This is a genomic window from Nocardia sp. CA-135398 (assembly GCF_050955845.1).
GTDB lineage: Bacteria > Actinomycetota > Actinomycetes > Mycobacteriales > Mycobacteriaceae > Nocardia.
This window is the reverse complement of the sequence record NZ_CP192084.1, coordinates 1,660,120-1,686,816: the sequence shown is the minus strand read 5'-3', so window position 1 is coordinate 1,686,816 and position 26,697 is coordinate 1,660,120. Positions and strand designations below refer to the sequence as shown.

At 65.7% G+C, this 26,697-nt stretch carries 25 protein-coding genes; 15 read left to right on the top strand and 10 right to left on the bottom strand.

Annotated features, from left to right (window positions below; genetic code table 11):
- The first annotated feature begins 186 nt into the window (after positions 1–186).
- The 9 genes from ACQP1T_RS07595 (at position 187) to ACQP1T_RS07555 (ending at position 9,227) form a co-directional block, all read left to right on the top strand.
- Positions 187–1,392 (top strand): cytochrome P450, encoded by a 1,206-nt coding sequence (locus ACQP1T_RS07595; protein WP_433759238.1) that lies wholly within the window; start codon positions 187–189, stop codon positions 1,390–1,392.
- A complete protein-coding gene (locus ACQP1T_RS07590; RefSeq protein ID WP_433759236.1) occupies positions 1,392–2,198 on the top strand; it encodes an SDR family oxidoreductase in 807 nt (268 codons plus the stop codon). Before ACQP1T_RS07595 ends, ACQP1T_RS07590 begins: the two co-directional genes overlap by 1 nt.
- Positions 2,195–2,410, top strand: a complete 216-nt coding sequence (locus ACQP1T_RS07585) for a ferredoxin (RefSeq protein ID WP_433759234.1) — start codon at positions 2,195–2,197, stop codon at positions 2,408–2,410. Before ACQP1T_RS07590 ends, ACQP1T_RS07585 begins: the two co-directional genes overlap by 4 nt.
- Positions 2,410–2,961, top strand: coding sequence for a nuclear transport factor 2 family protein (locus ACQP1T_RS07580; protein ID WP_062984146.1), 552 nt, complete (start codon positions 2,410–2,412; stop codon positions 2,959–2,961). Before ACQP1T_RS07585 ends, ACQP1T_RS07580 begins: the two co-directional genes overlap by 1 nt.
- A complete protein-coding gene (locus ACQP1T_RS07575; protein ID WP_433759233.1) occupies positions 2,955–4,199 on the top strand; it encodes a hypothetical protein in 1,245 nt (414 codons plus the stop codon). Before ACQP1T_RS07580 ends, ACQP1T_RS07575 begins: the two co-directional genes overlap by 7 nt.
- 12 nt (positions 4,200–4,211) lie before the next feature.
- A complete protein-coding gene (locus tag ACQP1T_RS07570; protein ID WP_433759231.1) occupies positions 4,212–5,798 on the top strand; it encodes an acyl-CoA synthetase in 1,587 nt (528 codons plus the stop codon).
- A 99-nt stretch (positions 5,799–5,897) separates the two neighbouring features.
- The gene (locus tag ACQP1T_RS07565; protein ID WP_433759230.1) at positions 5,898–7,493 is read left to right on the top strand and encodes a succinic semialdehyde dehydrogenase; all 1,596 of its coding nucleotides are present in this window, start codon (positions 5,898–5,900) and stop codon (positions 7,491–7,493) included.
- Between the two features lie 25 nt (positions 7,494–7,518).
- Complete coding sequence (locus ACQP1T_RS07560) at positions 7,519–8,745, top strand: cytochrome P450 (protein WP_433759228.1); 1,227 nt, start codon at positions 7,519–7,521, stop codon at positions 8,743–8,745.
- Positions 8,742–9,227 (top strand): glutathione peroxidase, encoded by a 486-nt coding sequence (locus ACQP1T_RS07555; RefSeq protein ID WP_433759226.1) that lies wholly within the window; start codon positions 8,742–8,744, stop codon positions 9,225–9,227. Before ACQP1T_RS07560 ends, ACQP1T_RS07555 begins: the two co-directional genes overlap by 4 nt.
- 45 nt (positions 9,228–9,272) lie before the next feature.
- Here the strand turns inward: ACQP1T_RS07555 and ACQP1T_RS07550 are convergent, their stop codons facing one another.
- The 6 genes from ACQP1T_RS07550 to ACQP1T_RS07525 all read right to left on the bottom strand — a co-directional run bounded on the left by ACQP1T_RS07550 (position 9,273) and on the right by ACQP1T_RS07525 (position 16,997).
- Positions 9,273–9,854: a TerD family protein gene (locus tag ACQP1T_RS07550; RefSeq protein WP_040694994.1), complete on the bottom strand. Its 582-nt coding sequence runs from the start codon at positions 9,852–9,854 to the stop codon at positions 9,273–9,275.
- Between the two features lie 79 nt (positions 9,855–9,933).
- Positions 9,934–11,289, bottom strand: a complete 1,356-nt coding sequence (locus ACQP1T_RS07545) for a cytochrome P450 (protein ID WP_433762047.1) — start codon at positions 11,287–11,289, stop codon at positions 9,934–9,936.
- 81 nt (positions 11,290–11,370) lie between these two features.
- Positions 11,371–12,216 (bottom strand): isocitrate lyase/PEP mutase family protein, encoded by an 846-nt coding sequence (locus ACQP1T_RS07540; protein ID WP_433759224.1) that lies wholly within the window; start codon positions 12,214–12,216, stop codon positions 11,371–11,373.
- Between the two features lie 202 nt (positions 12,217–12,418).
- Entirely contained in the window at positions 12,419–13,594 is a 1,176-nt protein-coding gene (gene tuf, locus ACQP1T_RS07535) for an elongation factor Tu (protein WP_433759223.1), read from the bottom strand.
- A 275-nt stretch (positions 13,595–13,869) separates the two neighbouring features.
- On the bottom strand, positions 13,870–15,693 hold the full coding sequence (locus ACQP1T_RS07530; protein WP_433759221.1) for a protein kinase domain-containing protein: 1,824 nt from the start codon (positions 15,691–15,693) through the stop codon (positions 13,870–13,872).
- Between the two features lie 173 nt (positions 15,694–15,866).
- The gene (locus ACQP1T_RS07525; RefSeq protein ID WP_433759219.1) at positions 15,867–16,997 is read right to left on the bottom strand and encodes a protein kinase domain-containing protein; all 1,131 of its coding nucleotides are present in this window, start codon (positions 16,995–16,997) and stop codon (positions 15,867–15,869) included.
- 175 nt (positions 16,998–17,172) lie between these two features.
- On the opposite strand from ACQP1T_RS07525, the gene ACQP1T_RS07520 reads away from it, so the two are divergent.
- From ACQP1T_RS07520 to ACQP1T_RS07500, 5 genes are all read left to right on the top strand, one after another.
- A complete protein-coding gene (locus ACQP1T_RS07520) occupies positions 17,173–17,943 on the top strand; it encodes a deoxyribonuclease IV (RefSeq protein WP_062984122.1) in 771 nt (256 codons plus the stop codon).
- Positions 17,944–18,317: 374 nt separating this feature from the next.
- Positions 18,318–19,247: a TauD/TfdA dioxygenase family protein gene (locus ACQP1T_RS07515; RefSeq protein ID WP_433759217.1), complete on the top strand. Its 930-nt coding sequence runs from the start codon at positions 18,318–18,320 to the stop codon at positions 19,245–19,247.
- A 169-nt stretch (positions 19,248–19,416) separates the two neighbouring features.
- Complete coding sequence (locus ACQP1T_RS07510) at positions 19,417–20,625, top strand: CaiB/BaiF CoA transferase family protein (protein WP_433759215.1); 1,209 nt, start codon at positions 19,417–19,419, stop codon at positions 20,623–20,625.
- A gap of 374 nt (positions 20,626–20,999) precedes the next feature.
- Positions 21,000–21,950 (top strand): hydroxymethylglutaryl-CoA lyase, encoded by a 951-nt coding sequence (locus ACQP1T_RS07505; protein WP_433762045.1) that lies wholly within the window; start codon positions 21,000–21,002, stop codon positions 21,948–21,950.
- Positions 21,951–22,065: 115 nt separating this feature from the next.
- Entirely contained in the window at positions 22,066–22,260 is a 195-nt protein-coding gene (locus tag ACQP1T_RS07500; protein WP_433759214.1) for a hypothetical protein, read from the top strand.
- Here ACQP1T_RS07500 and ACQP1T_RS07495 read toward each other — a convergent pair.
- Together ACQP1T_RS07495 and ACQP1T_RS07490 are read right to left on the bottom strand one after the other, a co-directional pair.
- The gene (locus ACQP1T_RS07495; protein ID WP_433759213.1) at positions 22,227–23,078 is read right to left on the bottom strand and encodes a GNAT family N-acetyltransferase; all 852 of its coding nucleotides are present in this window, start codon (positions 23,076–23,078) and stop codon (positions 22,227–22,229) included. The genes ACQP1T_RS07500 and ACQP1T_RS07495 overlap by 34 nt on opposite strands.
- A 67-nt stretch (positions 23,079–23,145) precedes the next feature.
- Positions 23,146–23,316, bottom strand: coding sequence for a hypothetical protein (locus tag ACQP1T_RS07490; RefSeq protein WP_433759211.1), 171 nt, complete (start codon positions 23,314–23,316; stop codon positions 23,146–23,148).
- A 395-nt stretch (positions 23,317–23,711) separates the two neighbouring features.
- Between ACQP1T_RS07490 and ACQP1T_RS07485 the strand changes: the two genes are divergently transcribed.
- Positions 23,712–24,194, top strand: coding sequence for a hypothetical protein (locus tag ACQP1T_RS07485; RefSeq protein WP_433759209.1), 483 nt, complete (start codon positions 23,712–23,714; stop codon positions 24,192–24,194).
- Between the two features lie 51 nt (positions 24,195–24,245).
- On the opposite strand, the gene ACQP1T_RS07480 is transcribed toward ACQP1T_RS07485, so the two are convergent.
- Entirely contained in the window at positions 24,246–25,367 is a 1,122-nt protein-coding gene (locus ACQP1T_RS07480; RefSeq protein WP_433759208.1) for an acyl-CoA dehydrogenase family protein, read from the bottom strand.
- A gap of 9 nt (positions 25,368–25,376) precedes the next feature.
- Positions 25,377–26,549: an acyl-CoA dehydrogenase family protein gene (locus ACQP1T_RS07475; protein WP_433759207.1), complete on the bottom strand. Its 1,173-nt coding sequence runs from the start codon at positions 26,547–26,549 to the stop codon at positions 25,377–25,379.
- Positions 26,550–26,697: the final 148 nt, after the last annotated feature.

Sequence of the window (26,697 nt, the reverse complement as noted above, 5' to 3'; positions counted from 1 at the left end):
GCCCACCAAGACCTACCAGCCATCATTCGCCCCTTATGCCACCTCCACCCAGATTGTTCAGGAAACCTCTGTCGAATTCGCCAGGCCGGTGGTACCGTCCAGACACATGTCCAGCTATGTGTCTCCCATCGATGACGCGACGCCGTTCACCGATGAGAACCGGTTCTCGAATTACGGGTTATCGCGATGACGGCCGCCTCACTGGAGCCCCTGACCTTCGACCCCTACGACTACGCGTTCCACGAGGACCCGTACCCCACCTACGAACGACTGCGCACCGAGGCGCCGCTCTATCACAACGCCGATCTGGATTTCTGGGCGCTGTCGCGGCACGCGGATGTGACCGCGGCCTTCCGCGACAGCGTCCGGCTGTCCAGCGCCAACGGGGTCTCGCTGGATCCGGCGGCCTGGGGCCCGCACGCGAGCCGGGTGATGTCGTTCCTTGCCATGGACGATCCCCGGCATATGCGCATGCGCCGACTCGTCTACAAGGGCTTCACCCCCAAGCGAGTGGCCGAGATGGAAGATCGGATCAGGGCACTGACGCTGTCCTACCTCGAACCGGCACTCGCGACCGGCGAGTTCGACTGGATCGATGAGGTCGCGGGCAAACTCCCGATGGATGTCATCTCCGAGCTGATGGGCGTGCCCGAGGCCGACCGCGCGGAGATCCGCAGGCTGGCCGATCTGGTGGTGCACCGCGAGGACGGCGTCCTGGATGTCCCGATGGCCGCCGCGCAGGCATCGATCACACTGCTCACCTATTACGCGGATATGGTCGCCGCGCGAAGGCGCGCTCCGACAACGGATCTCACCTCGGCGCTACTGGATGCCGAAATCGACGGCGACACCCTGGCCGACGAGGAGATCATCGGTTTCATGTTCCTGATGGTGGTGGCCGGTAACGAGACCACCACCAAACTCCTCGGCAATGCGCTGTATTGGAGCGCACGCAATCCGAGCGAATACGCCAAGGTCGTCGCGGAACCCGAGCTGGTCACCGACTGGGTCGAGGAGACGCTGCGCTACGACACCTCCAGCCAGATGGTCGCCCGCTGTGCCGCGGTGGATATCGACCAGCACGGCCGCACCATCCCGAAGGGTGCGAAGGTACTGCTGCTGATCGGTTCGGCCAATCGGGATCCGGAGGTCTTCGCCGACGGCGACAGCTACCGCATCGGACGCACCGATAAGGCCGGACTCGCCAGTTTCGGTGCGGGCGTGCACTTCTGCCTCGGCGCACACCTCGCCCGGTTGGAAGCCACCATCGCGCTGCGCGAATTCGCTTCGCGGGTGCGGTCTTACGACGTCGTCGACGCCGGGATCAAGCGCGTGCACTCGACCAATGTCCGCGGGTTCGCCAACCTGCCCGTCATCGTGGAGGCGAAATAATGCCACGGTTCGAACCGAATCCGGCGCGCCGACCGGCGATTGTGGCCGGAGCGTCCTCCGGTATCGGCGCGGCGACGGCCGAGGCGCTCGCCGAACTCGGCCATCCCGTCGCACTCGGGGCACGCCGGGTGGATCAATGCGAGGCGCTGGCGGCCAAGATCCGCGCGAACGGCGGCGAGGCCTTCGCCCACCAACTCGATGTCACCGACTCGGCATCCATCGACGATTTCGTCGCCGCGGCCGAAGATGCCATCGGGCCGACCGAAATCCTGGTCTCCGGTGCGGGCGATATCGAATTCTCGCTGGTGCACGAGATGGAGCCGGAGCGCTTCCTGCAGCAGGTGCAGGTGCATCTGGTCGGCGCGCACCGGTTGGTGCACCGGGTGCTGCCGGGAATGATGGGCAGGCAGCGCGGCGATTTCGTCTTGATCAGCTCCGACTGTGCCGAGGAACCGCGCCCGCGCACCGGCGCCTACAGCGCGGCCAAGGCCGGGCTGGAGGCAATGGTCCAGCAGATGCGAATGGAGCTGGAGGGCAGCGGGATTCGGGCGTCACTGGTGCGTCCGGGTCCGACGCTGACCGGCATGGGCATGAATTCCACCCCCGAGGTGGTCGGGCCGATGCTCGCGGACTGGAAGGCCTGGGGTTTCGCCCGGCACCCGTACATGCTGCGCGCCAGCGATCTCGCGGCCGCGGTCATTGCCGTGGTCTCCGCACCACGCGGGGCACATCTCGTGCTGGTCGAGGTCCAGCCCGAGGCCCCGCTGCGTCCATTACCGAATGCCGAGGACAGGAGCCGACCGTGAGGATCATCGCCGATCTGGATCTGTGTCAGGGGCACGCCGTCTGCCAGGACGAGGCGCCCTCGGCCTTCACCGTGCCCAAGCGCGGCAAGGTCGAAATCCTCGACCCGACACCGGGTCCCGAAGCCCGCGCGGATGTCGAACGCGCGGTGCGCTACTGCCCGACCCAAGCGTTGTCGATCCGTGAGGACGAACCTTTGAAAGGGACACGTTAATGCCAGATTTCGACCGCGCCGAACTCGACGAGATGGTCCGGCGCTGGGTGCTGGAGAACCAGCGCTGCGAGGAAAAGGGCGATTGGAAGCCACTCGCCGAGATGTATACCGAGGACGCCACCTACGGCTGGAATTACGGTCCGACCCAGGAATTCATGGCGGTCGGGCGGGCCGAGATCCGGGAACTCGCACTCGGTCAGGAGATGGAGGGCCTGGAGGGCTGGTCCTATCCGTACCAACAGTTCGTCATCGATGAGCGCAGCGGCGATGTCATCGGCTTCTGGAAACAGATCAGCGATAACAAGCGACCCGACGGCCGCAATTACAGTCCGGAGGGCATCGGCGGCAGCTGGTTCCGCTACGGCGGCAACTACCAATGGTCCTGGCAGCGTGACTTTTTCGACTTCGGCAATGTCTCGCAGCTGTTCGTGGAGATGATCCAGAACAATGCGCTGACCGCGGGCATGCAGAAGCGCATCCAGCGGTCGGTCTCCGGAAAGACACTGCCGGGCTGGTATCGGATCGGCGAAGCACCGGTTCCCCTGTGGTGATCTCGAGCTTCGACCGCCTGTCGCGGGCTCAGCTGGCGACGCTGGTGCCCGAACTGCTGCTGTGCGGTCATCTGATCGACCGGTCCGGAATGGCGCACTCCATCGGGGCATTCGGGCGCGAGGGCATGGCGGCGGTCGCCATCGAGGAGTGGCAGCTGGCCAGTCCGGTCTATACCCGTCGCATGCGTCGCGCGCTCGATTTCGACGGCGATGACGTGCCGACCATCTTCAAGGGGCTGCAACTCGATATCGGTGCGCCGCCGCAGTTCATGGACTTCCGGTTCCGCGTCGACGATCGCGATCACGGCGAGTTCTGGCTGGACCACTGTGGCGCGCTGGCGGATGTGGAACCGCTCGGTGAGGACTTCGTGGTGTCGATGTGCCACGACATCGAGGATCCGACCTTCGACGCCACCGCCCTCGCCACCAATCCGCATGCCCAGGTCCGGCCGATCCATCGGCCGCCGCGCCATCCGGCGGACCGAAAACCGGTGTGCGCGTGGACCGTCATTATCGATCCGGCCCATATCCCACCGCCCACACCGCCGAATGCCGAGGTAGTGGCCAACTCCCGAGCCGCACTGCTGGAGTTGTCCGCGATCGATGAGGCCGATCCGGGCCAAAGCGATTACGCGGGTCCGCTGCTCAGTGATCTGCGCTTCGCCGACTTCTCCAAGTCGGCGCTGGTGCGCATCGCCGACGAGGTGTGCCTGCAACACCATCTGCTCACCATCGGCTTCATGACCGCCGTGCGCGCGAGGTCCGCCGACACCGCAGCGGATATCGGCCGCAAACAATTCACCGGCATTGCCGGAATCACCTCCGAGCGGATTCGCAACGCACTCGGGCTCGATGACGATCCGGCCGCGCTGGCCGAGGTCCTGCTTCTGCATCCGGCATGGAATCCTCTGCCGTACACCAGCATCGACGTATCCATCGCCGACGATGCGGTACGACTGCGGCTGCCATGGCAGAGCGACGCCGATACCGACCGCAGTTGGCCTTCGATGATCGATCCCGACCATCTCGCACCGCTGGAGGCCATGGTGCGCGGCGTGAATCCACGGTTCGAGGTGCGCTCCACCACCTCCGACGAGCACGGCTGGACCGCTGAAATGACCCTCGCCGCAGTGCCGTTCAAGGAAGCTACCGAGGTGGCCATCACCCGGATCAGCACCGGCGCCGCCTTCACCTTCACCGACCGCGGCATTCCGCTGCCGCTCACCGTCATTCACTGAGAGTGAATTGCCATGTCCCACAACTTCGCCGACCTCTTCGAACATGCGGTCGACGCGATGCCGCAGCGCACCGCGCTGATCGAGGGCGATCGCGAACTCACCTACGCCGAACTCGACGCCCGCGCGAATCGGCTCGCCGATTATTTCGGCTCTACCGGTGTCGGGCCCGGAACGCATGTGGGTTTCCAGATGCACAACGGCATCGAGACCATGACCACGCTCATTGCCTGTTTCAAGGCGCGAGCAGTGCCGATCAATATCAACTACCGCTACGGCGTCGAAGAACTGCGCTATCTCTATGACAATGCCGACCTCGAAGCGCTTGTGTGCCACGAGAAATACGCGGCAGCGGCGCGGGAAGCACTCGCCGACGCGCCGTCGATCCAACTGCTGATCGTCGACGACGACGCGAGCACCCCGGCATCGTACGAGCAGGCCTTGCGATCGGGCTCCCCCACCCGCCGCGCCATCGACCGCAGCCCCGATGACCTGTTCATGATGTACACCGGCGGCACCACCGGCCGCCCCAAGGGCGTCATGTGGCGGCAAGAGGATATGTGGCGGGTCCTCGGCGGCGGCATCGATTTCTACACGAACGAACCGGTTTCCGACGAGTATCAACAGTCCCGTGTCGGCGCACAGGGCGAACCGAGCACCTGGTTCGTGCTCCCGCCGCTCATCCACGCCGCCGCGATGATGCCGTCCTTCACCGCCCTGTGGTCCGGCAATGCCGTGATCTTCCAGCCCAAATTCGACGCCGAGCGAGTGTGGCAGGTGGTGGAACAGCGTCGCCCGCAAATCATGGTGATCACCGGCGATGCCATGGCGCGTCCGCTGATCGACGCCTACCGCGCCGCCCCGGTGGACGCATCCTCGCTCATCGCCATCGGCTCCGGCGCCGCGCTGCTGTCGCAACCGGTGAAAAACGCACTGCTGGAGCTGTTTCCGTCGACGGTGGTCTCCGATTCCATCGGCTCCTCCGAAACCGGTTTCGGCGGTATCGGTTTCGCACAGAAGGACGACAATCCCGGCCGCGGTCCGCGGGTGCAGAGTGGGCGCGGAGCGATCGTGGTCGATGATGCGGGACGGCCGGTCGAACCCGGTTCCGAGGGCTGGCTCGCCAAGACCGGCTCGGTGCCGATCGGCTACTACAAGGATCCCGAGAAGACCGAGCGGCTGTTCAAAACGGTCGACGGCAACCGGATCGTGGTGACCGACGATCGCGCCAGGGTCGAGCCGGACGGCTCGGTGACCCTGATCGGTCGCGGCAATATGGTCGTCAATACCGGCGGCGAGAAGGTCTTCGTCGAAGAGGTCGAGAGTGTGGTCAAGGCGCACGAGGCCGTCTATGACGCGGTGGTGATCGGGGTACCGCATGAGCGCTGGGGCCAGCAGGTCGCGGCGGTCGTATCCGTGGCGGGTGCCGAGATGGATTTCGCCGCGCTGGAGCGCCATGTGCGCAAGCATCTCGCGGGGTACAAGGTGCCGAGGCAGATCTGGCTCGCCGACGTCGTCACGCGCGCCCCGAGCGGTAAGCCCGACTACCGCTGGGCACGGGAGTACGCGGCGAGCCACGCACCGGATCATCAGGCGGACTGAATATGCATTCGACCAGGTCATCCCCACCAAGCCCCTGCCATCCGCATTGAGAACGTGTTCTAATTCGGGGGCATCTACCGTCAGCACGGAGAAGGTCTGATGAATACAACCGAAGCCGAGAAGGATTCCGCACCGGCGCTGCCCGCCCGGATCACCGAAGAGTTGATCGGCAGGCTGACCGAAATGGTCGCAGCCTCGGGCACCGCCGACCCGTATTCGATGGTCGAGGTCTACACCGGCGCCGTGGTGGGCGAATTACCGCAGTCGACCCCCGAGGACGTCGCCGCCGCCTACGCGACCGCCCGCGCGGCCCAGAAGGAGTGGGCCGCCTGGCCGCTGCAGCGCCGCCTCGAGGTCTTCCAGCGCGCCCACGATCTGATCCTCGCCGAATACGAAACCATCGCCGACCTGATCCAGATCGGCTGCGGTAAGACCCGCCGGATGGCCTTCGAGGAATCCTGCGATGTGCCGATGGTCATCGGCCACTACCTGAAGACCGCACGCCGAGTGCTGAAGCCCAAGCGGCGCGGCGGCCCGGTGCCGCTGATCACCACCTCGACCGAGGAGCACCGCCCCAAAGGCGTCGTCGCGGTCATCGCACCGTGGAATTTCCCCTTCGCCATCGCGCTCTCGGATTCGATGCCGGCGCTGATCGCGGGCAATGGCGTCGTGCTCAAGCCCGATAACAAGACGGCGCTGTGCGCGCTGTTCGGTGTCGAGCTGCTGTATCGGGCGGGTCTGCCGAAGGGGTTGTTCCAGGTCGTCTGCGGTGAGGGTCCCGATGTGGGCCCGGCCTTGATCGACAATGCCGACTTCGTCATGTTCACCGGCTCGACCGCGACCGGACGGGTGGTCGGCGAAGGCGCGGGCCGCAATCTGATCGCCTGCAGCCTCGAACTCGGCGGCAAGAACCCGATGATCGTGCTGGACGACGCGAATCTGGACGAGGTGATTCCCGGTGCGTCATTCGCGGTCTTCGCGAATTCCGGCCAGGCCTGTATGCATATCGAGCGGATCTATGTCCAGGACAGGTTGTACGACGAGTTCGTACGTCGATTGGTCACTGCGGCAGAGGAATTGAATGCCGAGATCGGCGCCGCCTATGACTTCACGCCGGAATTCGGTTCGCTGGTCTCGGTGCAGCATATGGAACGGGTCGCGGCGCATGTCGAAGACGCGCGCGCGAAGGGTGCGACGGTGCTGACCGGCGGCAAGGCGCGACCCGATATCGGCCCGGCCTTCTACGAACCCACCGTGCTCACCGATGTCACCCCCGAGATGACGCACGCGACCGCGGAAACCTTCGGTCCGGTGGTGAGCGTCTACCGGTTCACCGACGAGCAGGAGGCCATCCGGCTCGCCAACGACACCAGCTACGGCTTGAATGCCAGCGTCTGGAGCCGAGATCTGGCCCGCGCCAACCGAATCGGCGCCCAGCTCGAGGCCGGGAATATCAATATCAACGACGGCTTCGTGACCACCTACGCCGCCAAGGGCACCCCGTCCGGCGGCGTCAAACAATCCGGTGTCGGCACCAGGCACGGCGATCAGGGCCTGCTCAAATACACCGACACCGTGAATATCGGCGTGCAGAAGCGCCAGGTGATGGCCGCCCGCGCGGGCCTGCCCTACGAGAAGCAGCTGAAGACGACCCTGACCACCCTACGGCTCATGCGCCGACTCAGGCTGCGCTGAAACACATTTCACCCAGGAGGTAGCTATGGCAGCGCCCGCGTTCCCGGCCGCTTTCGATTTCACCGATCCAGGGCTGTGGGAAAACCGCATGCCGGTCGAGGAATTCGCGACGCTGCGTCGCACCGCGCCGGTCTGGTGGTGCGCGCAGCCGGATGCGACCTCGGGCGGCTTCCGCGACGGCGGGTACTGGGTGGTGAGCAAACACGAAGACGTGAAGGAGATTTCGCGCAGCCCGGAAATCTATTCCTCCGCGCAGAAGGGCGCGATCATCCGGTTGCCCGACGATGTCACGCCGGAGCAGATCGAACTCACCGGTGCGCTGCTGGTCAATATGGATGCCCCCAAGCACGCCAAGACCCGTCGGATCGTCTCCAAGGGGTTCACCCCGCGTGCGGTGGAGGGCCTGCGCGCCGCGCTCACCGAACGCGCGGCGCGAATCGTGCACGAGGCCAAGCGAACCGGCGGCGGTGATTTCGTCCAGCAGGTCGCCTGCGAACTGCCGCTGCAGGCCATCGCGGAACTGCTCGGCGTGCCGAATGACGACCGCCACAAGCTGTTCGAATGGTCCAATCAGACGCTGAACTACGACGATCCGGAATACGGCGACGCCACCACCGCCTTCACCGAAATCCTCGGATATGCCTGGAATATGGCCGAAGAGCGCCGCGCGTTTCCGGTCGACGACATCGTCAGCCAATTGGTGCACGCCGATGTCGACGGCGAGGCACTCGGTTCGGACGAATTCGGCTTCTTCGTCATCCTGCTCGCCATCGCGGGCAATGAGACCACCCGCAATGCCATCACCCACGGCATGAAAGCCTTCGTGGATCATCCGGAGCAGTGGGAGCTGTATCGCGAGCAGCGACCGCGCACCGCACCCGATGAGATCGTCCGCTGGGCGACCCCGGTGAATGCCTTCCAGCGCACCGCGGCCCAGGACACCGAACTCGGTGGGCAGCGGATCAAGAAGGGGCAGCGGCTGGGAATCTTCTACAGTTCGGCCAACTTCGACGAGGACGCCTTCGAAAACCCGTTCACCTTCGACGTATTACGCGATCCGAATCCACACGTCGCATTCGGCGGCACCGGTGCGCATTATTGCGTCGGGGCGAATCTGGCGCGACTGGAGATCGACTTGATGTTCAATGCGATCGCCGATGTGATGCCCGAGATCAGCCAGGTCGCCGATCCGGTACGGTTGCGATCGGGGTGGATCAACGGAATCAAGAACTGGCAGGTGCGATACGAATGAATATCCGCAACATTCCCCTACGTACCCTCTCCGGCGACCCGGCAACACTGGGCGAATTGGTCGGAGACAAGGCGGTACTGCTGGTCAATGTGGCCTCCAAGTGTGGGCTGACCCCCCAGTACACCGGACTCGTCGAACTTCAGAAAACCTATGGCGACCGCGGTTTCAGCGTGGTCGGGGTGCCGTGCAACCAGTTCATGGGCCAGGAGCCGGGTACCGCCGAGGAAATCGCGGAATTCTGCTCGACCACCTATGGCGTCGACTTTCCGCTGCTGGAGAAGACCGATGTCAACGGTGACGACCGGCATCCGCTCTACCGGGCACTGATCGAGACCGCGGATGCCGAGGGCACCGCCGGTGATATCCAGTGGAACTTCGAGAAATTCCTGATCGATCGCGAGGGTGCGGTAGTCGGCCGGTTCCGGCCGCGTACCACACCCGATGACGCCGCGGTCGTAACGGCGGTCGAATCGGTTCTGTAGCAATAGGAGCCGGAGCTCGTCCGAGCTCCGGCTCGCGCTGCCTGCTTACGCCATCGCGAAGCGCAGCAGGGCCTGCTTATCGCCCTGCTTGATCTTGCCCTTGCGGTTGAGCACCTCGAGCTGCCAGCTGCCACCGTTGCGGAACGCCTTGGCCACCGCATTGGCGTTATCCGTACCGAGCAGCGAGGGCCAGATATCGGCCACCTGCTGGGCGCTGCCGCCGGTCGCGTCGTAGACCTTGAAACTTATGTTGTTGGCCTTCTCGAAGGACGAGCCCTTCTTGAATGCCGCGGCCACGAAAATGATCGCGTCGATGGCCTCGGGCACATTCGCGAAGGTGACGTGCACCGATTCGTCGTCGCCGGAAGCGGCGCCGGTCTGCTCGTCGCCGGTGTGCTGGACCGAACCGTTGCCGAGCGGGTCGAGGGAGTCGAGTCCGGCAAAACGCACCGGCTCGGAACCTTGCATGAGGATGGCGATCAGATCCAGATCCACACCGCGCTTGCGGCGTAATAGTCCCACCGCGCCGCCGCTGGTGCCCCCCGACGGGTCCCAGCTCACCCCGACCGTCAGCTTGGTGATGCCGTTGAGATCAGCGGCGCCATCTTCCTTTTTGAGCGTGATCATGTCTTCACACTACAAGCGAATCCGGAAGTCTATGGGGCCCAGAATCTTCCCGCTCACGCTCTCGTAACTGGGCGTTTGCCTAGACCTTTCGCCGCCTGCGGTAGCGCACCGCGCAGGGCTGTTGCAGCTGCACCACCATCTTGCTGTGGTCGTTGCGGTAGCTGTCGGATGGTTGCGCCATCTCGAATTCCCAGTCCCGCAGCAGTATCGAGAAAATCGCCTTGAGCTGCATGAGCGCGAAGGCCGCGCCGACACAGCGATGTCGGCCCGCGCCGAAGGGAATCCAGGTCCAGCGATTGACGATATCCGCCTGATTCGGATCGATATAGCGGTTCGGGTCGAACAGATCCGGGTTCGGGAAGTCCTCCGGAATCCGGTTGGAGATGGCCGGCGTCGCCGCGACCAGATCTCCCGGTTCGATGCGATGTCCGCACACCTCGAATTCGCCCTGTGCCACCCGCATCAGAATGATCAGCGGCGGATGTAGCCGAAGCGTTTCCTTGACCACCGCCTCCAGATTCGGAATCTGGCGCAGCGCGCCGAAACTGATATCGGAACCGTCGGCGTACAACTCATCGAGTTCATCGACGACGCGACGCAATTCCGCCGGATGCCTGAGCAATTCGATGACCGACCACGCCGCGGTGCCCGAAGTGGTGTGATGTCCCGCGAACATCATCGAGATGAACATCCCGGTGATTTCGCTGGCGCTGAATCGCGGCCGGCCCTGCTCGTCCTTGATCGAGATCAGGATGTCGAGCATGTCCCGATCTTCCTTGTTCACCGGCGGATTCGCCGCGCGGCCGTCCATGATGCCCTGCACCAATTCGACCAGTTCGGCGCGGGCGGCATCGCGGCGGCGGAAGCTTTCGATCGGCGCATACGGATCCACATAGGCCAGCGCGTCGGTGCCGCGCTCCAGATCGTGGTAGAGGTGGGCGAAGCGTTCGTCGAGTTCATCGCGGAAGCGCTTGCCGATCAGGCAGGCCGATGAGGTGTAGATGGTCAACTCGGCGAAGAAGTCGAGCAGGTCGATCTGACCCTCGTCGCCCCAGTTCGCCAGCATGCGTTCGACCTCGCGCCCGATGGTCGCCGCATGCCCGCGCATTTGTTCCGCACGCAACGCCTGGTTGTGCAGCATTTCCTTGCGCCGCTCCGGACTGGCGTCGAACACCACGCCCTCGCCGAAAATCGGCTTCATGAACGGATAGGCGGCGGCCTGATCGAGATCCTCGTCGCCGGACCGGAAGAAGAACTCATTGGCCTCGGCACCGGATAGCAGAATCACATGCCGCCCGGCGAGATCGAACGCCCCGACATCCCCGCATTCCGCCCGCACCCGCCGCATCAAAGCCAGTGGATCGACACGGAATTCTTCGAGATGCCCGTGCTCATGATCGCCTCCGGAAACCCGCAGCGGCTTGACCAGGGTCAGGAAGCCCACCTCAACGCATTCCTCGCACCCCGAGGTGCATCAGCCGGTGAACCAACGCGCCACCTCTGCCTGAAGCGCTGATCAGCGGCGGAAGAGGTTGTTGAGGTCGGTCTGGGTGAGTTGGTCGGCGGCGTAGGTGAAGGTGCCGAGGTCGGCCAATTCGTGTGCGGTGCCGAGTAATTGGCGGTACATGGCGCGGAAGATGCTGCCGCCGACGGTGACTCGGCGCACGCCGAGCTCGCGCAGGTCGTCGAGGGACAGTGCGTTGCCGGTCAAACCCATGACGACGTTGAGTGGACCGTCGAGTTCGCGCACCAGTGTGCCGATGGTGGTCGCGTCGCTTGCGCCCGGAACGAAGGCGCAGTCCGCACCTGCCGCCAGGTAGGCGTTGGCCCGGCGGACGCATTCATCGAGTGAGGTATCGACCAGGAGTCCGTCGGTGCGGCCGACCAGAACGAACGGCTCGCCGCTGGCGTCGATGGCGGCGCGGGCCGCGCGAATGCGGTCCGCGCACAACTCCAGCTCGAAGAGCGGTCGGGTGCTGTCGCCGGTGAAGTCCTCGATATTGCCGCCCGCCGCACCGGCGTCGAGGGCCGATGAGATCGTGCTCGCCACCGTCTCGGGTTTCTCGCCGTATCCCTCTTCGAGATCGGCGCTGACCGGCACCCCTACCGCGTCGACGATCTCGCGAACCCGCCCCAGCATGGTCTCCCGATCGACCCGCCCGTCCTCGTGCTCGGCGAAGAAGTCGTGATCCGGACGTCCGAGCGAGAACGCGATACCGGCGCTGGTGGTGGCAACGGCGGGAAATCCGACCGATTCCAGAATCCGAGCACTGCCCGCATCCCACGCATTCGGCAGCAGGAAGCAACCTTCCCGATGCAACTCGACGAACCGTTGCGCGCGTTGCCGCCGATCGCTGATCACGTCGTCTTCCTCCCTCTTCCGGTGTTCACTCGTCCATCGGATCGCCCTCGCCGCCCACGGTCCAGCCTGATTCGCGCAGCGCCGCAGAAGTATTGACGACCTCACACAAGGTATAGCTTGTGCGAGGCACACACTGCTTGTGCGACAGCTTCCGCCCATGGGTTGGGCATGCGGGGTGTTCGTGCATGCCCAACCCGGGGAGCTAGCCGACGGACTGGACGGTGCCTGCGCCGACGGTGCGGCCGCCCTCGCGGATGGCGAAGCCGAGGGCGGGCTCCAACGGGATCGGGCGGCCCAATTCGACTGTGAGGTCGATGGTTTCGCCGGGGCGGGCTACGGCAATGGCGGCGGGCAGCGTCACGTTGCCGACCACGTCACCGGTGCGCACGTAGAACTGCGGGCGGTAGCCGGTGGCGATCGGGGTGCGCCGACCGCCCTCCGCCGTGCCCAGCAGGTACACGCGCGCCGTGAAGCGGGTGTGTACCGCGATGCTGCCCGGTTCCGCCGCGACCTGGCCGCGGCGCACCTGACCGCGCTGCACGCCGCGCAGCAGCAATGCGACATTGTCGCCCGCTTCCGCGAACTCCATTGTCCGGCCGAAGGTTTCCACCCCGGTGACAACCGAGGTCAGCTCCTCGCCACCGTACAGCTGCACGCGATCGCCGAGACGAATCCGGCCGCGCTCCACCGCACCGGTGATGACGGTGCCCCGGCCGGTAATGGTCAGGACGTTCTCCACCGGCAGCAGGAACGGCGCGTCGGTGTAGCGCACGGGCGTGGGCACATGGGTGTCCACGGCGTCGAGCAACTCCAGCAACGCGGCAGTCCACCGCGAATCCCCTTCCAGCGCACGCAAACCCGAAACCCGTACAACCGGCAGCTCCGCACCGGGGTAGCCCTGGGCGCTGAGCAGCTCACGCACCTCGAGCTCGATCAGATCGAGCAGCTCCGGATCACCCGCATCGGCCTTATTGAGCGCGACCACGATGTGCTCCACCCCGACCTGACGCGCCAACAGCACATGCTCGGCCGTCTGCGGCATGACGCCGTCCTGCGCCGAGACCACCAGGATCGCCCCGTCGAGCTGGGACGCCCCCGTGATCATGTTCTTCACGAAGTCGGCGTGCCCCGGCATATCGATATGCGCGTAATGCCTTGTGGCGGTCTCGTATTCGACGTGCGCGATATTGATGGTTATCCCACGCAGCGCCTCCTCCGGCGCCCGGTCGATCCGCTCGAACGGCACGAAGCTGCCGCCACCGCGCTCGGCAAGCACCTTGGTGATGGCCGCGGTCAACGTGGTTTTCCCGTGATCGACATGACCCATGGTGCCGATATTGAGATGCGGCTTGGTCCGCACATACGTCTTCTTGGACATGACTTCCCTGACTTGGAAATGATTTCCGGCGATCTCGCCGTGGGACCTCTCTGCGACGGGCCACCTTCCCCGTCAGAGGTCCCGGGACATCCCGGGGAAGGTCAGCTTCGGGCGCCGTCGAAGTGCGCCGCAGCCATTGCTGCGGACGCTGCCAGGGCAGCCGCCATCGCGCCCGCGACCGCGGACTCCAGAGCGATGGTGTGGCCGAACATGCGCAGAACTGTACGGGCCGAACGGAACCGGGCGCGAGCCATTTTTCGCGCCCGGTTCGGCTGTCAGTTCAGCGGGGCCGAGCGCCACCAGCGCAGGACCTTGTCCTGAGCGCCCGCCAAACCGTCGGCGTACATGAGGAATTGGGCGCGCTTGCTGTCGCCGGTAAAGGCGGTGACGATCTTGGGCCCGTCGTTGACGAACTTGTAGTTGGTGTAGGTCTTGCCGCCGTTGGTGTCGGTCGACTTGGTGGCGTCGGAAGGCAGATTGCTCAGCGCCTTCTGCACGTCGGATGCGTTCTTGTAGACGTAGATCGTGTAGAACGGGTCGTCGTTGTCACCGCCGCCGTAGCAGTCCCACTGCGCGGCCCAGGCGCCGAAGTCCGGCGTGCCCGGCGTCGGCAGGGTGAGGTCGCCGGTCTTGTGGGCATTGCATTTCGCGCCGTTGTAGCCGACCGAATCGGATTCGCTGGCGGGCACCATGCGCGGGAACTCTTTGCTGATCGCGGCCGCGGTCGCATCCGCCGAGCCGCCGCCGCCATAGGACGAGCTCGACGAGGTCGTGGTGCTGCTGCCGCCGGAGCTCGACGAACCGCCGCCGGATACCGCGCCGATGATCGCGACCACGATCACCAGCAGGATCACCAGACCGACGCACAGCGCGACGATCAGTCCGACATTCGATTTGCGCTGCGGCGGTGCGGGCGGGCGCGGTCCGCCCATCGGCGGCCGCGGCGCGAAACCGAGCGGCTGCTGGTTGTACGGGTTGCTCGGATGCGGTTGCTGTTGGGTCGGCGCGGTCTGCACCGGCTGCGGATGTGGCGTGCCCTGCGATGCGGGATTGACTGTCGTCGGCGCCAACGGCTGCGCCGCGTGCGGTGCGCTCGTCTGCGGATATGGGCCGCTGGTCTGCGGATACGGTCCGGCGGTCTGCGGGTACGGCCCGTTCGTCACCGGCATCGGCTGCCCGGTGACCGGCCGGGGCGCACCCGTCACCGGAATGGCCGGGCCGGTACCGGGCCGCGGTCCACCGACCACCGGCATCGACGGCACGCTCGGATTGGTCAGTGCGTGCTTGGCGGCCTGCGCGAACTCCGAGCAGGAGGCGAACCGGTCGTCAGGCCGCTTGGCCATGGCCTTGGCCATCACCGCGTCCAACTGGAAGGGCAGGCCGGGACGCACGCTGCTCAGCGCCGGGGGCGCGGCCTGCAGATGTCCCTGGATCACGGCCGCCGGATTGGTGGCCGCGAACGGACCGGACCCGGTGAACAGCCAGAACAGCGAGCAGGCCAGCGAGTACTGGTCCGACCGGTGATCCAGCGAGGCGCCGGTGAGCTGTTCGGGCGAGGCGTAGGCCAGGGTGGCGGTGAAGGTGCCGGTCTGGGTGAGGTGGCCGGTGTCGTCGCGCAACCGCGCGATACCGAAGTCGGTCAGGTAGACCCGCTCACCGCGCCCACCGCCGGAGCGGGCCAGCAGGATATTCGCCGGCTTCACATCGCGGTGCAGTACGCCCATGCCATGTGCGTAGTCGAGCGCGTCGGCGGTCTCCTTGATGATCTGAACCGCGCGCTCCGGCGGCAGCGACTTGGGATCGACCGATGCGGCATCGATGCCATCGATGTATTGCATCGAGATCCACAGCTGCTCCTCCTCGAGGCCGCGGTCGTAGACGGTGACGATATTCGGGTGATCGAGCTGGGCGACCAGATCCGCCTCCCGCTCGAACCGCGCCCGCACCTCCTTATCGAAGAACATCTCCCGATTCAGCAGCTTCAGCGCCGTCATCCGCGGCAGTCGCGGATGCTTTGCCAGGTACACCGAACCCATGCCACCGCGACCCAGTTGCCGATCGATGACATAACCGGCGAATACGTCACCGCTGGCCAGCATGTCTGCTCCACTTCCCGCCGCCACCGGGACCCACCGATGAACAGGCGTACAGCATAAGAATGCGCGATCAGGACCTCCTGACCACGGAAAACATCGAAACCTTAGCAGGATTCGCTTAAGCCCTGGTTATCGTCGACTTATCGCCATCGCATGCGATATCCGATTGTTTCCGGCTATGGCGGCGGACGCGGAGCGGGTCCGGGCGGCGTTCTGCCGGGCCGACGTGGGATATCCGGCAGGGCGATGGTGCCCGGTCGCGGTGCATGGCGCGGCGGCAACGGCAGGCGCGGCTGGGACGTTCGGGGTGGCACGGGGGCGGAGCGGTTGGGCGGCTCGGTCGGCCGGGTGGTTCTGCCGCTGCCGACTCGCTCGGAAGGGTTGGGGGGCAACGAGTTTCCAGATGGCACCGGGTTTCGGGCCGGACCCGCATCGCGAGCATGTTCGGTGCCGGGACGCGATTCGGGCACCATGCCCATCGGCGGGCCGTGATGCCCGTTTCCTTGCTGCGGGTACGGCGCGGACGTCACCAGCGCCCGCCGAGCCGCCACGGCGAATTCGGTGCAGCTGATAAAGCGATCCGCAGGCCGTTTGGCCATCGCTCGCGCCAGCACCGCGGCCAAACCCGGCGGCACATCCGGCCGATACTGGCGCAGCGACGGTATCGCGCCATACAGATGGCCGTTGATGACCGCCATCGGATTCGCCCCTTGGAAGGGCGCGGCCCCGGTCAGCATCCAGAACAGCGAGCAGGCCAGTGAGTATTGGTCGGCACGATAGTCCGGCGTCCCGGTCAGTTGTTCCGGCGCGGCGTAGGCCAGCGTGGCGGTAATGGTGCCGGCCGAACTCAGCGTGGACTCGCCGTCGCGCATACCCGCGATGCCGAAGTCGGTGAGCAGCACCCGTTCCGGCTGTCCGATCGGGGCCTTGGCCAGCAGGATATTGGCCGGTTTCACGTCGCGGTGCAGTACGCCGTTGCCATGTGCGAAATCCAGAGCGGCCGCGGTGTCGGCGATGATCTGCACCGCGCGCCCCGGCGCGAGCACATTGACATCCGCGCAGGACGCGTCCGCGCCGGGCACGAATTGCATCGAGATCCACAGCTGTTGGTCCTCGGCGCCGCGGTCGTAGACGGTGACGATATTCGGATGGTCGAGCTGGGCGACCAGATCGGCCTCCCGCTCGAAGCGGCGCCGGATCTCGGCATCGGTATACAGTTCGCGCTTCAGCAATTTCAGCGCGGTCAGGCGCGGCAGCCGCGGATGCTTGGCCAGGTACACGGTGCCCATACCGCCATGGCCGAGCACGCGTTTGATCGTGTACTCAGCGAAAACATCGCCAGTTCGTAGCACAGTGGATTCACCCCCCGTATCGGGTCGAGCACCTGGATCCTACCGATGTATCTGTTCGCACGGCCCGGACGCAACATGTTCGTTGCGGTGGGCGAAGACGTTGTCGGTGGCAGTCGTTAGGCTCGCCCCCATGCGCATTGGAGCACACGTCCGGCTCGACAGCGATCCGATCGGCTTCGGTGAAAAACTCGGCGCCGATGTCATCCAGCTGTTCGTCGTCGATCCGCAGAGTTGGGACAAACCGACCCCACATCCGCGGACCGAGGAAATCCTCGCCAGTCCGATCGATGTGGTGGTGCACTCGTCCTATCAGATCAATGTGGCCAGCCTGAACAATCGCCTGCGCATGCCATCGCGCAATGCGGTCGCGCAGCAGGCGAAGGCCGCCGCCGATATCGGCGCGTTCGGTCTGGTGGTGCACGGCGGACATGTCCGCTCCGACGGCGAACTGGAAACCGGAATCGATAACTGGCGCAAGCTGTTCGAGCGTCAACAGGACAAGGGCGGCTTCGCGGTGCCGATCCTGATCGAGAACACCGCGGGCGGCAACCACGCCATGGCCAGGCATTTCGATTCGATCGCCCGGCTATGGGACGCCGTCGGCGATTTCGGCGCGGGCTTCTGCCTGGACACCTGCCACGCCTGGGCGGGCGGTGAAGATCTGGTCGGCGTCGTCGAACGGATCAAGGCCATCACCGGCCGCATCGACCTGGTGCACCTGAACTCCTCGCGCGACGAATTCAATTCGGGCGCGGACCGCCATGCCAACTTCGCCGACGGGACGATCGATCCGCAGCTGCTCGCGGAGGTGTGCCGGACGGCGGATGCTCCGGTGGTTCTGGAGACGCCCGCCGAGGGTGTCGCCGAGGATTTGGCGTACCTGCGCGAGCACGTCGGCTGATCCGCCGCCTCCGTCCAGGGGGCCGAGGGCAGGGCAGGGGCAGGGTGCGCATCAGCAGACCCAACCGAAAGCTCACCGAGAGTAGCCGAATGGCCCTATCACCTAATCGCCATTCGACTACTGTCGGCAAACTCTCGAGAACGCCACCACAGCCAGTCGACCGCGCTGGCAGCCGCAGACCTGACCGCCTGACCGCCGAAGCCCCATCGAGGGCAGTTGAATGGTGGCTCCGCGACATGCACTGAGCCGCCGTATGACTCCGCTCGGCGGAGGCGCGGGGTTGGGATCAGGGCGACGAAAACCCTGGTTGGCGTGGGTGTTTCGGTGATGTGCTCCAGGAGCATCAACCGATTCAACCCAGCGAAGGTGATCCCATGACGGTCGACTACGCCCAGACAACCGCCACCGTGACCAAAATCGGCGCTCGTATCGGCGCCCGGGTCGACAATGTCCGGCTCGGCGGCGATGTGGACGCGGCAACCGTCGCGGTGATCCGGCGCGCGCTGCTCGAGCACAAGGTCATCTTCTTCCGCGGTCAGGACCATTTGACCGAGGACGGGCAGTACGAGTTCGCCCAGCTGCTCGGCACCCCGACCACCCCGCATCCGACAGTCACCTCGCACGGCGTCAAGAGCCTGGCGATCGACTCGGAGTACGGCCGGGCCAATAGCTGGCACACCGACGTCACCTTCGTCGACCGGATCCCGAAGGCCTCTATCCTGCGCGCGGTCACCCTGCCGACCTACGGCGGCTCGACCACCTGGGCTTCTACCGTCGCCGCCTACGACTCGCTGCCGGAGCCGCTGAAGCGCCTGGCCGAGAGCCTGCGCGCGGTGCACACCAATCTCTACGACTACGCCGCCACCGACGTGGACCGGAGCAACCCGAATACCGACGCCTACCGCGCCGAATTCCAGTCCGATTACTACGAGACCGAACATCCGGTGGTGCGGGTGCACCCGGAGACCGGTGAGCGCGCACTGCTGGTCGGGCACTTCGTCAAACGTTTCGTCGGGGTCTCCACCAGTGAGTCCCAGGCCCTGTTCCGCCTGTTCCAGGACCGGGTGACCCGGCTGGAGAACACCACCCGCTGGAACTGGCAGCCCGGTGACGTCGCCATTTGGGACAACCGGGCCACCCAGCACTACGCCGTTGACGACTACGACGACCAGCCGCGCAAGCTGACCCGGATCACCCTCGCCGGTGATATCCCGGTCGGTGTCGACGGTGTCAAGAGCACCTCGCACCACGGCAATGCCGAGCACTACTCGATCATCGAGGAAGTTTCCCCGCTCGAGGTGTGACGGTGATCGCACGGCTGCCGCGGTATCGCCGATTGTGCTGCGGCAGTTGAGGGGCCGTGCGCTCGCTTTACCGGCATTCGCCGAGTACTAGGTCGGGCCGCTGCCGGGCTGGCCCTTTCGAGCGACCTGCAAGCAGTCACCAGCGGCGCCATGGTACAGACTGATGCCCATGAGTATCAGCCCGCTGGACGGGGTTCGCGTCCTGGAACTCGGCAATTACATCGCCGCGCCGACCGCTGGTCGCATCCTCGGCGATTTCGGTGCCGAGGTCATCAAAGTGGAGCGGCCGAAGGCCGGGGACGAGCTACGCAACTGGCGACTCTACGGTGGCGATACCTCGATGCTGTACCGCACCATCAACCGGAACAAGAAGTCGATCACGCTGGATCTGCGCACCGAGGCGGGCCGGGGCGTCGTCCTGGATCTGCTCCGGCACTGCGATGTGCTGTTGGAGAATTTCCGCCCGGGGATGCTCGAGAAGTGGGGCCTCGGTCCTGAGGTGCTGAACGAGGTCAATCCGGATCTGGTGATCACCCGGATCTCCGCCTACGGGCAGACCGGGCCGCTGGCCGCGCGGCCCGGTTTCGCCGCGGTCGCCGAGGCGGTCGGCGGGCTGCGCGAGCTGGTCGGAGATCCGGATCGGCCGCCGGTGCGGGTCGGCGTGTCCATCGGCGATTCGATCGCGGGGATCTACGCGGCATTCGGAACCGTGATGGCGTTGTTCCAGCGGGAACGCACCAACGCATCGATTCCGCTGGGGGAACGCGTCATCGATGTGGCGTTGAACGAGGCGATCCTGTCGGTAATGGAATCGCTTGTGCCCGACTATCTTGCCTACGGCATCAACCGCGAGCGGGTCGGCGGACGGATGGAGGGCATCGCGCCGAGCAATGCCTACCCGACCAGCGACGGTGCGAGCATCATTATCGGCGGCAACGGTGATGCCATCTTCCAGCGCTATATGGAAGTGATCGGCCGCCCTGATCTGGCCGCCGATCCGGAACTGCAGGACAATGCCGGGCGGTGGCGCAATCGCGAGCGGCTCGACGCGTCCATTGCGGAATGGACCGTCCGGCACACCCGCGACGAGGCGCTGAAACTGTTGGAGGCGGCCGCCATTCCGTGCGGACCCATCTACACCGCCGCCGATATCGTCGTCGACGAGCAGTACAGGGCGCGCAATATGATTCAGCCGTTCCCGGTGGATGTCGGTGCGCCGCAACCGAAGACGGTCGGCTTTCCCGGCATCGTGCCGGTGATCGGTGAAAAGTCCCTGCCGATCCGCAATGTCGGACCGGACCTGGGTGAGCACACGCGAGAGGTGCTATCGGAACTGCTCGGAATGAGCGATGCCGATATCGCCGGATTGGAGGCGTGATGCGCGCCGGTATCAATGGAGTGGAGGCGGTATGACGCGACGGGTATACGGCAGGCGTCGACCGCCGGGGCGCAGTGCGCGCGAAGTGAGCGCGCCTGGACACGCGCGTCCGACGGTGCACCCCACCCCCGCTTCGAATGAAAAGCCCTGTGGTGGCGTGATGTGTGTCCCCATGCACATACGCCAGGCCCACCCGGTCCGAGACGCGCGGGAGGAAGAGGGATGAGCCCGAAATCGCGAAGCGACTCGACCCGAGGCACCGAAAAGCCGCGCAACGGCGTGATGTGCGTGCGACCGCACGTGAGCCAGGCACAACCCGCCCGAGACGCGCGGAACGAGGAGTGATGAGCCCGGCATCGCGAAGCGACTCGACCATGGGCGGCGGTCGGGCGATGGGGCCGGAGTCCATCTTGCGTGATGTCACGCTGCGCGACGGGCTGCAGCTGACCGGCAAGGTATTACCGGTCGAGCGCAAGGTGGATATCGTCCGCCAGTTGCTCGCCGTCGGCGTGCCCGCACTGGAGATCGGCTCGATGGCGCGGCCCGATCTGGTGCCGCCGATGGCCAACACGATGGAGCTCATTGCCGCGCTGAGTCCCGAAGAGCTGCAACGCTGTTGGGTCTGGGTGGCCACGCCGCGCCATGTGGACAAGGCCGCCGCCGCTGGCGTGCGCAACTTCCAGTACTGCTTCTCCGCATCGGACGCGCACAATAAGGCCAATATCGGCCGCAGCACCGAGGACAGTGTCGCCGCCATGCCGGATGCCGTTCGGCTGGCGCGAGAGGCGGGCGGCGAAATCCAGCTCTGCCTCGCTACCAGTTTCACCTGTCCGTTCGACGGTCCCGTGGCTCCCGAGCGAGTTCTGGCCATTGCCAACGACCCGCGCACCGAGGGTGCTTCCGACATCGTCATCGCCGACACCCTCGGCCAAGCCCACCCCACCCAGGTTTCCGAGCTGATCTCGGCGGTGCGCGAACGAACCCCGCACCGCCGCATCGTCTTCCACGGTCACGACACGTGGGGCATGGGCGTGGCGAACACCCTCGCCGCCCTGCAGGCCGGAGCCACCATGGTCGACGGCTCGCTCGGCGGCCTCGGCGGCTGCCCCTTCGCGCCAGGTGCGAGCGGCAACACCTCCACCGAAGACATCCTGTTCGCCACCCGCCCGACCTGGTTCACGCCACCGGTCCTGGCCACCCTGGTAACCCTCACCGAATCCCTGCTCGCGGACCTGAACGAACCCAACCGCTCCCGCACCGCCGAAGGCACCCGCTCCAAGGCCTCCGCCTTCGAATGGGTCGCCCCTACCCCTGGCACCGCATAAGCATTGCGAACCTCGCACAAGCTATAGCCTTTGCGAGGTTGCCACTGCTTATGCGAGACCAGATACGCATGGGGATGCCACGCCGTGAGGAGCCCGTTCGTCCAGCGCGCCACACATGACCACTGGCCACCCGCGCCCGCGGCCACCCCTGGCCGAGACCAGCCGCATCGCCGATGAGCGCGCGGTCGTCGATGCCTTCTTGCAGGCCGCCCGCACCGCAGGCGGGCCGCCCGAACCACAGGCGGGCGCCGGTCGCACCGCAGGCGGGACGCCCGGCTACAGATTGGTTGCGGCGGAGGTGAATTGGTAGTAGGTGAAATCGCGAACGGGTTGGAAGCCGATGGTGCGGTAGATGTGGTTCGCGGTGGAGTTGTCGGTGTCGGCGAAGAGGCAGACGTTCAGGTTCCTCCAGCGCAGGGTGCGAGATACGTGGGCGGTGAGGATGCTGGCGTAGCCATGGCCGCGCTGGTCGGGTGGGGTATAGACGGGGCCGATTCGGGACCAGCCGAAGATCGGGATCTGGTGCGCGGCAAGGGAGACGGGCGCACCGTCACGTTCCCACAGCCACCAGCGGCCGGTCGCGATGCGGTTCCGGATGGCGATGGCGGTCAGGCCCGGCGGCGGCATACCGGATTCGCTGCGCATGGCTTCGGCCCATTCGACGCACAATCCGACGTCGGAATCGGTTGCGCGACGCGCTGATCCGGCGACAGTCGGAAATTTCAAGTCCGCGAGCCGGTAGAGGTGGGTCGAGTACGCCTTCCGATAGCCGACACCATGCCGTTTGCCCCAGTGCTCGGCGAATTCGGTGGCATCATCGGTCGCGCCCTCGACTCCGCCAGCGTCCGCGGCGACCTCGGCCAGCGCATCGGCAACGGGCACAACACTTCCCGCGGGCAGCTCACCGAGATACACCCCGCGTCCGGCCGCGCGGATGGCGACACCGACCACCGTCGCGTCGTCGTCGTGCACCGACAGGAACCGCGATCGGTCGGCGTCGACCTGCATGCCGGTCAGGTGGTTGGCGATGCCGGTGGTGATCACCGTGTGCCGCAACGGATCACGCAGCAGAAACGGCTCGGTCAACGACCGGAACCGCGCGGCGTCGGCGGTGATCTCGATCCTCATACCGCATCACGCTAGAGCCCGAAAGCCCTGCGCGCTCGCGATTTCCGCGCGCCGCCGCGGGCGCGGTTCAGCTGGTTCGATCCGCGCGCAGTTTCAACAGCACCAGACCGGCGGTGCACGCCAGAATCAGTCCGGCGACAGTGATTTCGACGTGCAATCCGGCGATGCCGAGCACGGCTCCGACAATGCCGCCGATGAAAATCAGCCAGGCCGTTATCCGCGACAAAATCGTGGACACGGTGCGCACCGGCGGGTTCGACACGACTTGCTGCGAAGTTTCCGGGGCCGCCGAATCGTCGGCCGTGGCGGAGGCTCGCAACGGAGTTGTCGAGTAAGCTCCCATCATCAACTCCTCGATGACGCCGATCAGAGTATTGCTGGCGCCCGATTTGCACCGCGCGTCTCTCATCTAGGTACTGGCGTCTCACGCGTAACTTTGATCACACACGCTACGGCCCGGAACGTGGTTCGACCACGACACGTGCCCGCGACACGCCGAAGAGACCAATTCGATATCTGAATCACCATTGTTTAATCCGCGCTGGTGCCGCGCATGCCCGGCGAGTTCGCTCATCTGGCCGGGTAGACCGGCCTCGATTATTGTGAGCCCACGAACGATGAGGAGTGTCACCGATGGAGAGCAGCAGGGCCAAGATCGCCGGTCCGGTGATCGCCGCGGGCGCGGTTTCGCTCGGACTCGTTCTCATCGGCGCCTGCGGACTCGGCAAGCACGACACCTACGTCGCACCCCCGCCGATCAAATCCGCCAATGAGGCCGTCCCGGCCGTGCGCTACGGCACCACCACCGCCTCGGCGGCGCCGAAGGTGTTCATCCCGCCATCGCCGAGCTGGCAGGTCGCGCCCGCGGGACCGCCGCGCAAAGCGGTCGGATTCACCGTTCCACCGACCTCGGAGTCCACGACCCGAGGGCCGCGCACCTCAACGCCGTCCGTCACCCCGGCGGCCGTGCCGCCGCCCGCCTTCACCACCGAGTTCGAGCTGCCGCCCGCCACCCAGCCGCGTCCGACCACCGTCGACCAGCCCAGCGAAGAGCAGCCGACCACGACGCGTCGCGTGCCGACGGCCACCGCGCCGGGCCTGAGCGACGACGAATAGCAAAACGGCGGCGCGTAACTGGCACGCACCGCCGTTTCGAACTTCCGGGCTCTACAGCTCCGGCAGGTCGTAATCACCGACCTGTGCACTGAGCACCCGCAGATGCTCCAGCCCACCACCGAGCGTGCGCTCGATCGCGGTGAGCCGCGCGACGTAATGGCTCACCGGGTACTCCGCGGTGACACCGATGCCGCCGTGCATCTGGATCGCCTCCTGGCCGATATGCCGAGCCGAACGGCCGACCTGCAGTCGCGCCCGCGAGGCGACCACGGGGTCGTCGGCACCGTCGGCAAGCGACGCATTCGCGTACAGGCTCATGCTGCGCGCCAGTTCCAGCGAGACGTACATATTCGCCGCCCGCTGGGTCAGCGTCTGGAACTTCGACAGCGTGACGCCGAACTGCTTGCGCGTCTTCAGATAATCCGTGGTCAGGCGCAGCGCCTCTTCCATCGCACCGATGGACTCGGCGCACAGCGCGGCGTGGGCGTGCCCGACCGTGACCTGCACCGCCTCGGCGGCATCGATATTGTCGCCGAGCAATTCGCCCGGGACCTTGTCGAATTCGATCTGCGCGCCACGCTGACCGTCCAGCGTCCGGTACGACTTGCGCCGCACCCCTGCGGCATCCACCAGGAACAGTCCGATACCGCCGGTCGGCAGCACCGCGCTGACCACCAGCTCATCGGCGCTGTCACCGTGCGGAACCGGATTCTTCAGGCCCGTCAGCACCCACGAATCCCCCTGCTGCACAGCGGTGGTCGCGAGTTCGGTGGACGGCCAGCGCACACCGGGCTCGGCATGCGCGAACGCGAGCAGCTTGGTGCCACCGGCCACCTCGGGCAGAATCCGCTGGCGCTGTTCGGCACTGCCGACCCGGGCGACCAGACCGCCCGGCACCAGCACCGCGTCCAGCAGCGGTTCGGGCGCGAGCCGACGCCCGATCTCCTCGAGTACGACCATCGTCTCGACGGGACCGGCGCCGACGCCGCCGTCCTCCTCGGTGAAGCTCAGGCCGAGCACCCCGAGTTCGGCCAGCTGGTTCCAGACATCGCGGCTCCAGCCGAGTTCGGTGTCGGTGACCTTCAGCCGGGTCTCGGGATCGTAGTTGCGGGCGAGCAGCTCGCGAACCGTGTCGCGCAGCATGACCTGTTCATCGGTGAGTTCGAAATCCATGGCGGCGCCTCACAATCCGAGGATCGTGGAGGCGATGATGGTGCGCTGCACCTCGCTGGAGCCTCCGTAGATGGTGGTCTTGCGGTAATTCAGATAGCCGGGACCGCTGCGCTGCGCCCAACCGGGCGAGGCGATATCGGCGGCATCGACCGGGAGTGCGTCCTGGCCCGCGATATCGAGCAGCAGCTCGGTCGCGGCCTGCTGCAGTTCGGAACCGCGCAGCTTGAGCACCGACGAGGCCGGATTCGGCTTACCGTCCGAGGAGTTCGAGACCACACGCAGCTGGGTCAGTTCCAGTGCGAGCAGTTCGTTCTCCAGTTCGGCGATGCGCGCGGCGAAGACCGGATCCTCGAGCAGGGTGCCCGAACCCGACTTGGTCTGGCGCGCGTAATCCTTGGCGACACCGAGCTTGACCTTGGTGCGCCCGACACCGGTGATGCCGGTGCGCTCGTTGCCGAGCAGGAATTTGGCGTAGCTCCAGCCCTGGTTCTCCTCGCCGACCAGCTGATCGGCGGGCACCCGCACATTCTCGAAGAAGACCTCGTTGACCTCGTAGCCACCGTCGATGAGCTTGATCGGGCGGATGGTGACGCCGGGAGACTTCACATCGAACAGCAGGAAGGAGATGCCCGCCTGCTTCTTCGGTGCGCTCGGATCGGTACGGACCAGGCAGAAGATCCAGTCCGCGTACTGGCCGAGGGTGGTCCAGATCTTCTGGCCGTTGACGATGTAGGAGTCACCGTCGCGCACCGCGGTGGTGCGCAGCGAGGCCAGATCGGATCCGGCGTCGGGCTCGGAGAAGCCCTGGCACCACCAGATATCCAAGGCCGCCGTCGGCGGCAGGAAGCGCTCCTTGATCTCCTGGGAGCCGAACTGCGCGATCACCGGACCGACCATCTGGGCATTGAACGTCAGCGGCTCGGGCACCGAGGCCAGCTGCATTTCGTCCTGCCAGATATGACGCTGAATCGGCGTCCAGTCCTTGCCGCCCCACTCGACCGGCCAGTTCGGCACGGCCAGACCGTGGTCGTTGAGGATCTTGTGCGCAGTGACGATGTCCTCGCGGGACAGTTCGTGGCCGTATTTGACGCGGTCACGGATGTCGGCGGGGATCTCGGTCCGGTAGAAGTTCCGCAGCTCGTCGCGGAAGTTCACCTCGTCGGGCGTCAGACTTAGTTTCATACACATCTCCCGGTGTGTCTCGTACGTCCGAGTCAAACCTACCCCTCGGTAATCTCGCACTGTCGAGTGGGTCACAGGGGTAGGTCGGCTATGTGTCGCGCGTCGGGCCACAGCGGTCGGATGGGAGTCCCTGGGCGGCGTAGACGAC